Genomic DNA, 12982 nt, shown 5'->3' on the forward strand with positions numbered 1-12982 from the left:
AACTTTTTATTTTTTTTGTAAAAACAATACGAGCAAGGCGGAGGCTGCTGCGCCAATACCTACTTGGATTTTTAATCGTTTGCGCTTTTTGGCTTGTTGGTCTTCTGCCACGTTTTTTTTAAAGCGTTCTTGATAGTCTCGTAGGGCTAATTCATTAGCGGTACGTGTGTTTTGAGCTTCTTCTTTTAGGTACTGGGTGTAGTTTGCATCGTATCGCAACCATACTTTGTAGAGTTCTCGTTGTAAGGGTTGTTCGAAATAATACAGCATTTCTCCGCCTAAATGTGCTTTGGCTCGTAAGGCTTTTACTTTTTCTAAGAGTGGGGTTATTTCTTTTTCATAGCTTTTTTCCCGTCCGTCGTTATAGGTTTTTTGTAAATGGGCTAGGTTGTTTACTAACCATTGTTCTGCATTGGCTTCAAATGGAAATATCGGGTCTAGTCCATAGGTGGATATTTCTTTTCGTACCACAATAAAGCGGTAGTCGGCTACGATGGGGTTGGTTTCATTCTCTACCACAAAATAGAGTGTTCTACTGTTCACATTGGCTGACTTGATAAATTCTTCTACCTTGAAATAGGGAGCATGCTTTTTAAATTCTTCGAAAAAATTATCGATAAATGTTTTTAATTTTTCCGCAAAGGCTAGCGCATGGGCTAGGGTTTCTCCGTCGCAATGTTCATAAGAACTATAGGCGGTTTCGTTGCGTAAATGGGCAATGCCTAAGTCTACTTCTTTGAAGATTTCGTTGAACAAGTGTTGTGTCCTTGCACGGTTTCTAAAAGTGATAGCTTCGCCTAATTGGGTAATTTTTTGTTGTAGCTTGTCTCGTAAATCACGTCTGATTTTAAGTTCTACTACTGAGGCATCGTAATACGAACCACTACAGGAGTTCATTTCTTGTATGAATTCACTCACGGCATAGTTCACTAATTGTCCGACGCCTTTAGCTAGTTCACTACCAATAGCTGCAACTATAGCTCCTGATAAGCCTTGGGTCTTTGGGGTCATTAATACATCGTCAGATTGGTGTATGTCCTGTTCTTTGAATGTTTGTAAGGTTCCGTCTATGGTATAGTACCCGTCGTTTACGTCAAATGTGTGTTGATTTTTTGGGACTATCACATATACATGACTATAACCCTCTCCCTCTTGTTGTATAACTCGTCGCAAGTAGTGTGTAACCCCACAATTTAATAACACACTGCTTGCGAAAATGCTATAACTTTTGCAATCCAATCCCTGTGAGCGAGTCGCCCAAGCACAGGCGGGGCTACGTAATAATTGGTCGTAGGTATCTATCTTATATTGAAGATGCTGATACAAAAACTTGTGTAGCTCCTTGCATAATTTTTGTAAGGGGTGGTTTGCAAATTTTTCTTGGGATAGCTTTTGGGTGTGATGTTGGTATTTATATACCCACAATGCCATACTTTCAATTGCTACCTTGGTGTCTCCGTTGGCAATTTTTACACTACTACAGTCGCTTTTTGGAAGTAACTTGTCGTATGTACTTCCTTTTTGGATGGGTCTGTATAAGATGGTATTAATTGCCTCGGGATTCACTTCTTTTTCTTTTGCTGAGTCAAAAGTACTTGAAGTGTTTTGTGGGGAGTCAGGGTTTGAAAGGCTTCGCTAAGTTATGCTGTAATTAGCTAACTTTTGGAAGGATTGGGTAAGATTTGGGAGGGATTAATACATGAAATGGCTTTTTATTCTTCCTCCATTTGCGAACCTATAAAAGGTATTTTTGGAGCTAAAAAGTAACCTGTTAAGCTAGCAAAGAGGATTGGAACAAAGTGTCCGAACCCTGTTAGGGTAGCTAATAAAATTGTGGTACTCATTGGGGTTCTCGTTACACAAGCATTAATAGCTGCCATACAGCTAACTATTGCTAATGTCAAATTCATTGTTGGGAATAATTGATGAATAATTAATCCTAGTGTTGCTCCTACAAAAAACAAAGGAATGATAAACCCTCCTCTCCAACCTGATGTTACAGTTATTGAAATGGCTATAATTTTAAAAATTAAAATAGCTAGTAATAAAGTCAAAGAAAAATTGCCTGAAAGGAGTTCATTAATCTCATGATGTCCAAAATATCGTGTTATAGGAAAGTAAAATGCTATAATCCCGAGTAAAAGTCCTCCTATTAGAGTCCTGATATAAATGGGTAACGGTCTTTTTTCAAATATAGATTTGAAAAATTTGACACAAAAAATAAATCCCCATCCAAATGTAGCACCAACTATAGCAAATAAAACAGCGTAACCAAAATCAAAAAGTCCCGAATACTCATAAGCAGATAAATCCCATATTGGACCAAGTCCCAAATGAATGATTAAAGCAAAGACTAAATAACTGAAACAGCTTGCTACAAATGCAGGTATAATTGCTCTATAATATTCAACAGCGTGTTTATGATGTAGTATTTCTAATGAGAATAAACTTCCTCCCAATGGAGCGCCAAACAATGCTGTAAAACCCGATGCCATACCCGCAATACTTAATGACCTTAATTCTTCTCCTTTCAATCGAAATAATTTTCCTATCCAAGTTCCTGTTGAGCCTGTTACTTGTACTAAAGGTGCTTCTGGTCCAAGACTACCCCCTGATGCAACACATAATAAAGAGGAAAGTATCATTGAGGGATTGTTTTTGGGGTCAAGTTTTCCTTTATTAAATCTAATGTTATTTACAATTAAGTGTATTTCTCCTGGGTCTCCTATAAAGTGAATTACCAATCCTGCTAAAAACCCACAAATTGCCATTAGAGGAATAACCTGCCAACCACTAAAAAAAGCTAAACTATGAGTCAAAAACTCAAGCCCAATCCAATAAATACCCGCTATCACTCCGCCTATTAATCCAAGAAGAGCCCATAATAAAAATGACCGACTAAAAACAAAAGGATTGAATCGAATAGGTTGGTCTAAAATATTTAGATATGTAACTAGTTTTCTTCGTTGTTTTAATTTCACCGTACTTTATTTATTTTGCGCGGTAAAGTTATATGATATAAACTAACTCATATAATAATATTATAAAAAATAGTTTAACCTTTGTCTTCTTATAGCTTTTTCAGGAAAACAAAAAGAGCATTCAATATATGAATACTCCTTTTTTTTGTACAGTGATTTGTCCCCATATTTGTCTGTACATTTTTATTAATGATTAGTAACGTTGAGTTTATAAATGTTATTGCCTTTAACTTATAACATTGTAAAAAATTCTCAAAAACTGATTGCAACATACTTAATCGTTTTTAAATTAATTTTCTTTACTTTTTCTATACTAAATCATATACTTCTAAAAATCTTCGTACTTCACTTGGGCGTAGCTTCTTTTTATGTTTGGCTACCTCAAAAGGTAAATGGCGTATCTCTGCGATAATCTCATTAATCGTTACTCGCATTTCTCTCTCTGGTAGGTAATAGTATTTTTCAAATAGTTTCTTTTTACTGTAAATAGCGGTCATTGTTTATGTGTTTACTGCTAATAGGCTTTCTCATAGACATACCCTGTAATGGTATTGTTGCCATCATACACATATACCTTTTTGGGTTCGTGTACGTAACTGGTGCTTCCTGACATTAGAATGTAATTGATAAGGCTTTGATTGTCTAGCTTGTAGTAGTAACGCAGGGTTACTCGAATGATAAATGTTTCAAACTGACAAAAAAATTCTTCTTCGCTTATTCTTCCGTCTTCATGGTGTCTTTTTCCTCCGATATTGTCTTGATGTTCCTTAACAAAACTTAACAGCTTTTCGTAAGTGTTGGCTTGTAAGTAAGCGACATACATCGGGTCTTGTTCTTTGGTTTTGGGTGGGGTTTCCCTTGTTCCTCCTTGTAATACTAATTCGTTTTCTAACATACTTTTTAAACTCTGTGCATTTCCATAAAATCTCGTATCGTTTACATTAGTTACGTTTCTTGCGAGTATGGTAATGCCTTGTTGTTCGTCTTTGTAATTGGTATTGTGGGTGATTAGTATTGCTTCGTTAGGGTATCTCGGGTGTTTGTGAATAGTTATTGTGGGTAAAATGTGTTCTATCGCTCCTGATGTTCCTGTGATAACTATATTACCATTTGCTGATTGTTGTATTTTCATGTTCTTTTTTTAATTGTACTTCTCTTTTTGCGTTTCCTTGCGCTTTATTGCGTTTTTCTTGCGTCTTCCAATACTGCTTTTCTTCTTGGAGTTCACACCATTTTTGATAACTGTTCATTGCTTATTTTTTATCTAATTCTGATCTCCCAACGATAGACTGATTTACTGGCGAGCTTAATGGGTATTTCGGGGTTTCAGAGTTTCAGTCTCATACTACAAACCCTTTTTCTGTGTTGGTTGATGCTTTGTTTTTTTTCTTATGTGGTTACTATTGTCGTGATATGTTGTTTGGTTTGATTGTCAAAAAACATAAGCTGATTGGTAGCTTCTACGTATTTGGACTTTTGAAATCGTTTGTACATGCTATTGATTAAGGTGTTGATAGTTTTACTATTTTTACTCAAATGGTTATACCAAACAGGGTTTGCATAGGTGGTATGGCTTGTTTTATACTTTAAATGACTATTCCCATTTTTTAAGAGGATAACCATTTTAAGCTTGCTACATTTAGGACAAGTGATTTTGTGTCCTGTTCCGCAATGGCATCGGTTTTCTTTTTTGCTCATTTTTTAGATTCTGTTTTGATTGTTATAGTGTACCATAGAGGGCAATGCAGATAGATAGCTATGTGGTAGGTTGGTTTGTACATAGGTATATAGCTGTTTTGCCGTATAATTGCCTTTTTCATATTTCTTGATGGCTGTTGTAATTTTCTTTTGATAGGTCGCTTTGCGCTTTCTTGCGTTTTGTTGCGTTTGTCGTTGCGCTTTTTCTATTGCCTTTCGTTCCTGATACTTCACATGGGTTTTCCAAACTTTGTGTAGTCCGAAAAAGCCTATTTCATGGGTTTGGGTACGTGTTTTATCAAAATACAACGAGGGATACAATGCGGTTACTTGTGATTTGATAAACCACTTGCGGGCAAACTCCAGTTTCCAACGGTATTCTTTGAGCTTTTGAATCAGGGTTGTCTTTTGAGTGATGTTTGTAAATAGTTCGTTGTTTAGGTAATTGATGGCTTTTTTCCATTCGCCTACATAGACATTGTGCTGTTTCCAAAGTTTTGCAGATGTTTTGATACAATCTTGTAGTAAAACTGCCTTAAATTCTTCAGTCGTTACATTTGCGTAGAGTTCTATTTTTTGCAAATAGTCATAACGCAATCCTTTGTAACTATCATACACACCGTCTGCTAGTTCTTGCGCTAGTTCTCTATCGTCTTGCAATCGAGCTAGAAAATTATGCGTAAGCGGGCTGTTTGTGCCTTGGCTTGTTTTTTCTTGCTTTAAAAAATCAGGCAATAGGGCTTTGACTGCTTCGGAAGTTTGGCGCGGGCGAGTTGTTGTTTTCTTACTTATCACTGTGGTGTTCTTGTAGAAGCCGTCCGCAGGACATCTAAATTCTTCCTTTTGGAATCCTGTGTTATTTACACAGTCTTTTATTTCTTTTTCTTTTAATAAAAAGGTTCTAGTAGTATCATTATTATCTGGTAATTCTTTCCAGTTCTCCTGTTTAAAAAATTGGTTTTCAATTCTTTTGGGTTTTGGTGGATTTCCGTCTAAAATTGTTAGAATTTCAGGGTGGAAATTAACGGTTATGGGTTTGTATTGGTTGGTATATGTATAGTTGATTAAAATGTTTGCTTCTCTAAGGCGTTTGATGTGGTTTTGCGCTGTTTTTTTGCAAATAGCAAGTCTTGGTATCTCTGCGATGGTATGTGTCGCTAATTTGCGGTGGTCTATGGTTAGCTTTGGTAAGGCATTTTTTAATACACTGGTTGGACGATTCATTTCTAAGAGATATGAATTGCGTTGTTTTAATTGGGCGATATAAAAGCCTATCAAGACATTAAATAAAAGCTCGGTGGTGTACTTGATAGTTGGTTTGCGCTTTTTTGCGATATAGTTTGCGTTTTTTTGCGCATTGAATTTTACTACAGCCTTGTTGTAGGTGTTTGCAAATTCACTACGGTGTTTCTTTGTAAAGTCTGCAACCTTTTGAGCTAGCCTTGGAGTGTTAGGAGTTATAACCGTTTTGTTATACTCAGCTATGGTTTTGTTGTATTCTATAGCTTGCTGATTATAACTATGTACATATTGACGGTAGTTATCCATCGTACTTTTCATTGCGCTTCTATCTAAAAAAGGATAGTTGATATAGTTGTAGTGCTTGCTTGTCGCTTTTTCATACTCTTTTCCCTTTTTTAAAAGCAAATAACCGTGTTGGGTATTAAATTCCTCTACAGCTTTGTTGTATTGCGCATCGTTCAGCTTATTGCGCTGCGCATTGTCTTTAAATAGCTTAATGGTTAGTTGGGTGATGGCATCCAACGTTGTGCCTTGTAAATATTCATGTACTTTTTGATTGTACAATCCTATTTTTGTTAGTGATGTATTGTTTTTTTTCATATATTCGAGGTTCTTAAAGTTCTGCGTTCTTGCAGAACTTTTTTCATAGCAATTTTTAACGGTTAGTGACGACTAACCGTTTTTTGTTTTAAAAAAGTAACCCACAACTTGAATGTTGTGAGCTACTTACAATAAGTGCTTACTTATCGCTGTGGTGTCTTTGCGTTTTTCTTGCGCTTTCTTTTTCATGGTTATTGTTCAAAACTCTCTACTATCTTTTCTAAGAATTGAATTTTTGGGATATGGTATTTACCGTCTTGAAAGATTGCTTGAATGGTATTTTTATGGATGCGGTTTTTAACCGTGTTAGGATGTACCTTTAAATATTTTGCGCAACCATCTACGGTAAGCATGGTATCATTGGCATTAAAAATGGTTAAGGCTTTAAGGTTTACTTTTAATAAGTCTGCTTGGGTCATATTCAATTTTTTAAGTTTTTGTGCTACTTTTTATTTTTTGCTCACAAACACCAATAATCTATCGTTAATTGTTATATTTGTGGACAATTACGGCGCAAAAATAAAATCAATTGTCAACTTTTAAAACAAATTGTGGACAAAATAATTTAAAAAAATTGATAAGATGTTGAAAACCAGCTCGGAAATTTTACAGGAGTTATTAGACCATTTAGGAATCAAAGCAAACCGCTTATCAGTAGAGATTGGAGACAATAGCAATTCTCGTATCTACTATGTAAGAAATGGAAGAAGTAAAATAAGCCCAAAGCTTGCCAAAGCGATTACTAATAGATATAAAGAGATTAATTATATGTATTTGCTTACAGGAGAGGGAGAGCTTGTCAACAAGGATATTATGGTGAATGCAAATGGGAATGTTTTTGTGGAAAAACCTGATGGTAGTTTTAACGTAACTACACGATTGATTCCTTTTGATGCCTATTCTTCTTTTTTAGAAACCTTGGATGATGCAAATGTAATTTATGAATGGGAGGAAGTAACTTTTAATGTAGAAAAGTACGGTCGTGGTAATTACGAAGCATTTAGAACTAAAAATGATAGTATGAACGGGGGAGGAATTAATGATACACCTAACAGAGCTTTGGTGTTGGGTAGAGAACTTGGACGCCATCATTGGATGGACGGATTCAATCCTACTTTATACGGATGGATTATTCTTTCTAAGCACAATGTTTTTCACAAGGATATTATCGGACTGGATAAAGAAAACGGGACGATTATTTGCCATAGTAGAAATAATAGTCCCGAGTATTCAGATTTTGAGTTAGACCTTAATGAGGTGTATCAAATTTTTAAAGTAATTAAAAGAACGTTTTAAATTTAATCAACTCCTTTTTGACTGTAATATTCATTCCAGTGATTGAGTAGTTTCTCTGCATGTTCTGTAGGAGTAACTTTAATGTATGATAAAAAACTTTTTTCAGAAGAGTGTCCAGTAATTTTCATGATAGAAAGTGTAGGAAAGTTCATCTTGTATAAATTCGTTGCAAAAGACCTACGGCAAGTGTGTGAGCTTACCAATTTATATTTAGGGTACATATCTACTTTTTTACGATAGATGTCTGTCTTTTCATCTTTAACCATGAGTGAACCTTTTACCTTATCAGTAAACCCAACTCGTTTACAAACTATTTTTATATACTCATTGAATTTTACATCGGTAATCATTCTAGGCATGCCTCTTTTGTTAATGACTTCTTTAATTTGATGGTGTAGAGGAATCACTACTTTAACCCCTGACGAATTTTTTGTCTTTTTAGGTTGTACAGTGATAAATTTATCATCCGTATTGATTTGAGGTAAGTTAAGAAAGTCAGAGACTCTTAACCCTGTCCAAAGACCAATAATAGCCATATCTCTACAATTTTCTAATTTTTCATCGTTGGAAAAATCGTGATTAAAAAGTCTGTCAATTTCTTTTTCATTTAGTGCTATTGATACACTTTCTTCTTTGATAACAGAAAACTCACTTCGTTCATAATCCTTATGAACATCGTAACCAAATTCTACATCAGCTACTTTAAGCAATTTTTTGATGTTTTTTATTAAGTCTCCTGTATAGTTGACCGAGTATTTTTTGTTATCCGTGAGGTAGTGTACCAAGGCATCATAGACAACAATATCAAACTTGTTTATTTTGATTTTTGAACGCCTGTAAGTTTCAAACTCTTTTAATCGATTGTTTGTTTTTTTATAGTGCTTTATCTTGTCTGCTGTATAATTTCGTTTTGTGGAGCGATTGATAAGGTTAGGGGCTTTGATAAGAAAATCATCGATAAAATCAGTTAGGTATTCAAATCCTTTTTTTTCTGCTGCAACCTTTTTCTTGAAATGTTTGTCAAACTCTGTTTTTAAAAACTTTCGAGTTAGAGGTGTAGTATTGATTTTACAGTTATCAATCAATCGTTCCAAAAAGGTATCATAGCGCATAATATTGGAAGTTATTTTTTTTAACTTCGCTCCACCGATTCCTTTTTTGGATTTTGGTAGTCTGTTTTCAAAATCCCAATTCTCAGGATTAATTTTTTCGCCAGTTGAATATTTGAAAATAGCCTTTTCGCTCTTTACATAAAATTGAATAATTATCAGTGTCTCTTTTTCTGACTTAGGTTCTTTTAAATAGAAATACATTTTTTGTTTTTTTACTTACCCCAAAGATACAATAGTGGTAAATATCGTGGTAAGAAAAAATGTATTTTTTTTATTTTTTTGAAAACAACAAGAAACAACAAAACGCCTAAAGCACTATAAAATATGTAGGTTTTGAAAAAACGCACACAAAACAAAACAACAAAATGTAATCCTGCCGAGGTCACAAAAACCCTGTTAGATTTCTAACAGGGTTTTGTTTTTATATTTATGTTATAAACGTTTTAAGATTAAAACCACAGAGTTTTACTAACTTAACAATATTTCTTTATCTTAAAACATGTAATCTCACCTTTATTAAACTAGCTTAAGTTTTAACTTTACGAGGAATAATACCTTTGGTTTATAAAATTTAAAATTATGAAACAAAGACTAAACATTCAAGAGTTAGAACCCAACGCTTACAATGCTGTTTTAGGAATTTTTAAATATCTTGAAACATCAACTCTTTCAAAAAAGAGTAAAAATCTCATAAAAATAAGGGCTTCTCAAATTAATACCTGTGCTTATTGTATCGAGATGCATACTGCGGAGGCTCTTAAAAATGGAGAAGAGCAAAACAGAATTTTTGCTTTGAGTGCATGGAAAGAATCTCCTTTATTTTCCGAAAAAGAAAAAGCATTGTTATCTGCTACTGATGAAGTAACACTAATAAGTAATAATGGGTTAACAGAAAACACCTTCCAAAAACTTAAAGAGTACTTTACCGATAACGAAATAGCACAAATTATTATGCAAATAGGAGAAATTAATATTTGGAATCGTATTGCTGTTTCTACACAAATGTTTCACTCTTACACTAATGTTAAATAGTCTATAACAAGACTTTGCAACAACATTAATTTATTTAGTTTTCATCTAAATTCAAAGCTACTCTTTTTGGGTAGCTTTGTTTGTTATCTTTCATTATGACCCTTTCCTTGGATCATTTTTGTTATTGATTTCTCTATTCTTGACAAACGTGTTTTTGATTGCTTAGCTTGAGAAAAATATAGTAAGTAACTTCTTTGCCTTCCTGGTGTTAGGGATTCGAAAGCTATTTTTATATCTGAGTTTTCTTGTAACACTTCTTTAAATTCACTTACCATTTCAAATTCTGAAGTCTTCTTAGTTTTTACTTTTAAACCTGCTTTTTCAACTTCTATCGCTTCGAAAACATAGGTTTTAATAGTTGATGCTAAATCAACAACCTCTTCTGGTTTAGTAAACCTAATTTGACGAGCAGATTGCACATTTTCTGTCTGTTGAATTAAAATTCCGTCAGTATCTTTTAACAGAGCTCCTTTATAAAAAAGTAATGCACAATAATCTTTAAAACCATGAATTAACACAATATTTTTTCCTTGAAAAGTATAACAAGGATGCTTCCATTTAAAATCTTCTTCAAGACCACAATCCAAACAAATTTGTCGTAACAGCTTTGTTTCTTCTTTCCAATTTTTTATGTTTTCTATGTACTTATCTACTTTTTCCATTTTCTTTTTTATTTCTACAAACACAAATATAAAACAATAAAAAACTGATAATCAAGAATATTTTACAAGATTTCTTTTTCGACTTAATCTTTTTATGCAAAGATATTTTTCTAACAAAAAAACTACATACACTGTATTAATACTAAAGTGATAGAACAAAAAAGTGTAACGAAGTATATCGTTACACTTTTTTAAAAATTAGTGATTAGACGTTTCGTCTGCTTTTACATCACCTTTTAAACTCATTTCCATATTGTGATCGTATTGACAACATCCTGGTAAGTTTCCATAAGCTTCTTCACTACTAGCTACTTTATCAGTATCGTAACCAGATGCTGCAATTGCGTTATGAATAGCATCTAAATTAGTCTTAGAATCATCAAACGATACGTTGATTTGCTTTCTTAATTTATCCCATTCTGCCGATGCTACTCCATCAACACCATTTACTGCCTTTTCAATTGTGTTTTTACACATTCCACAGTTACCTCTTACTCCAAAAGTTGCGTCAGTCATTGCTACTTCTTTAGTAGTTTGCTCTGTTTGTACTTCTTTTGTTTCTGTTTCTTTTTTAGCTTCGTTTTTACAACTTACTAAACCAATAGTAGCCAACATAGCTACTCCTAAGATTACTTTTTTCATTTTGAATTGATATTTAATTATTATTAATTGTTTCTTTTACTTCACCACATTTTAACATCATATCGCCAAAATACGGATTTAACACTTGTTTTTCTTTACTTAACCAATAAGCTCCTTTATCACTATCAGCCATAGGACAGTATTGTTTATAGGTAACCTCATTTATCCCGAAAGATTGAACTGCCATAATAAAATGCTCTGATAACACTTTAAAATACTTTCGTTGTGTATCTACATCTGTTGTTTTTGCTATTTCTATGTTACTTGACTTTAATGCGGGAATTAATTGCATCCACTGTTTGTGAGCTTCTTCGTTAGTTAACAACTTCATATCAACTAACGTTAACTCTTTTTGTAAGTTTTCTGCACTTGTTTTGGCTGCATTTGCATCAGTTTTTACTAAAGCGTCTTTTAAGCCTATATATCCATCATAAGCTTTTTGTAATTGCTCTTTAAATGCTTTAGGAGTACTAAAAGATTCTATAATTTCTTTTGTATGATTCATCATTGACTTTTTTCCTTGCAATTGTGCTGAAGCGTCTATGGTAAATATTCCATTCGTAACAATTTCTTCTCCTGACTTTAACCCTTTTTCCACTTGATAGTTGTCTCCTGCTTTTCCACCTAATACTACTTCTCGCATTTCAAAAACTGGTTTACTTTCATCGGGTTTTACATATACAACTGAACGCTTTCCTGTCCATAATACTGCTGTTGCAGGAATACTTAATTGTTCCTTTGTCTGTTTCTCTGTAGCTTCCACTTTTCCTGTAACAAACATGGCTGGTTTAAACTTCCCTTTACTATTGTTTAGTACAGCACGCATAGTTACTGTTCGAGTTTCTTGATTTAATACAGGGTTTATAAACGAAACTTTTGCTTTGAAAGTTTCATTAGGATAGGCATTTGTAGTAATTGATATGTCTTGACCTACTTTAAAGTTACTGATTTGATTTTCATACACATCAAAATTTGCCCATACTGAATTCAAATTGGCTATTTTTAGTAATGCTTGTCCCTGACTTACATAATCACCTTGCTCAACTAGTTTTTCAGATACTGTACCAGAAACCGTAGCATATACAGGAAAGTTTTCTTTTACTTTTCCTGTTTTCTCTATTTGATTGATTTGATTTTCAGAAAGCTTCCATAGTTTCAATTTATTTCTAACTGCATTGTACAATGCTGGTTGATTTTCTTTTACTGAAGCTGCTGTTAACAATTCTTGTTGTGCTTTTACCAATTCTGGAGAATATACCGTTGCTAACAACTGACCTTTTCTTATTTTCTCTCCTGTAAAATTCACCTTTAAACGTTCTATCCTTCCTGCAAAATAGCTTACCTGCACCGCATTTGATTTTTCGTTTTCTGCTATTTTTCCGGATAGTGTAATTGTATTATCTGCACTTATAGCATTACCAATCACAGTCGTTTGTACATTAGCCAATGCCATTGCATTTTTAGTTAATTTGAACTGATTTGCAACTAGTCCTTCAGCTCCTGCTTCCGCAGGGATTAAATCCATTCCACAAATAGGACAATCCCCTGGTTCTGGTTGCATAATTTGTGGATGCATAGAACAGGTCCACATTTTACCTTTTTCTTCTGTAGTATGATTATGCGCTGCCTTACCATTTGAAGAACCTCCAAAAAGTAGCCATCCTAAAAATACCCCAGCTATTAAAATTGCTATGTATGTTATATATTTTTTCATCTG

The 12982-nt window shown here is 33.9% G+C and carries 14 protein-coding genes; 2 read left to right on the forward strand and 12 right to left on the reverse strand.

Features of this window, described 5'->3' with window-relative positions; genetic code table 11:
* Positions 1 to 6: 6 nt before the first annotated feature.
* The 8 genes from C8N27_RS01555 to C8N27_RS01580 form a co-directional block, all read right to left on the reverse strand.
* Positions 7 to 1566 carry a hypothetical protein gene (locus C8N27_RS01555; protein WP_121146003.1) on the reverse strand — a complete coding sequence of 520 codons (1560 nt, stop codon included), beginning with the start codon at positions 1564 to 1566 and terminating at the stop codon, positions 7 to 9.
* Between the two features lie 146 nt (positions 1567 to 1712).
* Positions 1713 to 2981, reverse strand: a complete 1269-nt coding sequence (locus tag C8N27_RS01560) for a chloride channel protein (protein ID WP_121146005.1) — start codon at positions 2979 to 2981, stop codon at positions 1713 to 1715.
* 308 nt (positions 2982 to 3289) lie between these two features.
* Positions 3290 to 3478: a hypothetical protein gene (locus C8N27_RS01565; protein WP_121146007.1), complete on the reverse strand. Its 189-nt coding sequence runs from the start codon at positions 3476 to 3478 to the stop codon at positions 3290 to 3292.
* Between the two features lie 17 nt (positions 3479 to 3495).
* The gene (locus C8N27_RS01570) at positions 3496 to 4113 is read right to left on the reverse strand and encodes a hypothetical protein (RefSeq protein ID WP_121146009.1); all 618 of its coding nucleotides are present in this window, start codon (positions 4111 to 4113) and stop codon (positions 3496 to 3498) included.
* A complete protein-coding gene (locus C8N27_RS15825) occupies positions 4085 to 4231 on the reverse strand; it encodes a hypothetical protein (RefSeq protein ID WP_164506734.1) in 147 nt (48 codons plus the stop codon). Before C8N27_RS15825 ends, C8N27_RS01570 begins: the two co-directional genes overlap by 29 nt.
* Positions 4232 to 4370: 139 nt before the next feature.
* A complete protein-coding gene (locus tag C8N27_RS15785) occupies positions 4371 to 4679 on the reverse strand; it encodes a hypothetical protein (protein WP_147431692.1) in 309 nt (102 codons plus the stop codon).
* A 3-nt stretch (positions 4680 to 4682) separates the two neighbouring features.
* Positions 4683 to 6521, reverse strand: a complete 1839-nt coding sequence (locus C8N27_RS01575; RefSeq protein ID WP_121146011.1) for a hypothetical protein — start codon at positions 6519 to 6521, stop codon at positions 4683 to 4685.
* 191 nt (positions 6522 to 6712) lie between these two features.
* Positions 6713 to 6940: a helix-turn-helix domain-containing protein gene (locus C8N27_RS01580; protein WP_099214612.1), complete on the reverse strand. Its 228-nt coding sequence runs from the start codon at positions 6938 to 6940 to the stop codon at positions 6713 to 6715.
* Between the two features lie 163 nt (positions 6941 to 7103).
* Here C8N27_RS01580 and C8N27_RS01585 point away from each other — a divergent pair, with 163 nt between their 5' ends.
* Positions 7104 to 7817, forward strand: a complete 714-nt coding sequence (locus C8N27_RS01585; RefSeq protein WP_121146014.1) for a hypothetical protein — start codon at positions 7104 to 7106, stop codon at positions 7815 to 7817.
* Positions 7818 to 7819: 2 nt separating this feature from the next.
* Here the strand turns inward: C8N27_RS01585 and C8N27_RS01590 are convergent, their stop codons facing one another.
* Positions 7820 to 9130, reverse strand: a complete 1311-nt coding sequence (locus tag C8N27_RS01590; RefSeq protein WP_121146016.1) for a tyrosine-type recombinase/integrase — start codon at positions 9128 to 9130, stop codon at positions 7820 to 7822.
* 378 nt (positions 9131 to 9508) lie between these two features.
* Here C8N27_RS01590 and C8N27_RS01595 point away from each other — a divergent pair, with 378 nt between their 5' ends.
* Positions 9509 to 9961, forward strand: coding sequence for a carboxymuconolactone decarboxylase family protein (locus C8N27_RS01595; RefSeq protein WP_099216041.1), 453 nt, complete (start codon positions 9509 to 9511; stop codon positions 9959 to 9961).
* Positions 9962 to 10044: 83 nt separating this feature from the next.
* Here the strand turns inward: C8N27_RS01595 and C8N27_RS01600 are convergent, their stop codons facing one another.
* From C8N27_RS01600 to C8N27_RS01610, 3 genes are all read right to left on the reverse strand, one after another.
* On the reverse strand, positions 10045 to 10623 hold the full coding sequence (locus C8N27_RS01600) for a YdeI/OmpD-associated family protein (protein ID WP_208639297.1): 579 nt from the start codon (positions 10621 to 10623) through the stop codon (positions 10045 to 10047).
* A 198-nt stretch (positions 10624 to 10821) separates the two neighbouring features.
* Positions 10822 to 11265: a heavy-metal-associated domain-containing protein gene (locus C8N27_RS01605; protein WP_121146019.1), complete on the reverse strand. Its 444-nt coding sequence runs from the start codon at positions 11263 to 11265 to the stop codon at positions 10822 to 10824.
* A gap of 13 nt (positions 11266 to 11278) precedes the next feature.
* The gene (locus tag C8N27_RS01610; protein WP_121146021.1) at positions 11279 to 12979 is read right to left on the reverse strand and encodes an efflux RND transporter periplasmic adaptor subunit; all 1701 of its coding nucleotides are present in this window, start codon (positions 12977 to 12979) and stop codon (positions 11279 to 11281) included.
* Between the last annotated feature and the right edge of the window lie 3 nt (positions 12980 to 12982).

The sequence above is a fragment of the Tenacibaculum discolor genome (assembly GCF_003664185.1).
Classification (GTDB): Bacteria; Bacteroidota; Bacteroidia; order Flavobacteriales; family Flavobacteriaceae; genus Polaribacter; species Polaribacter discolor.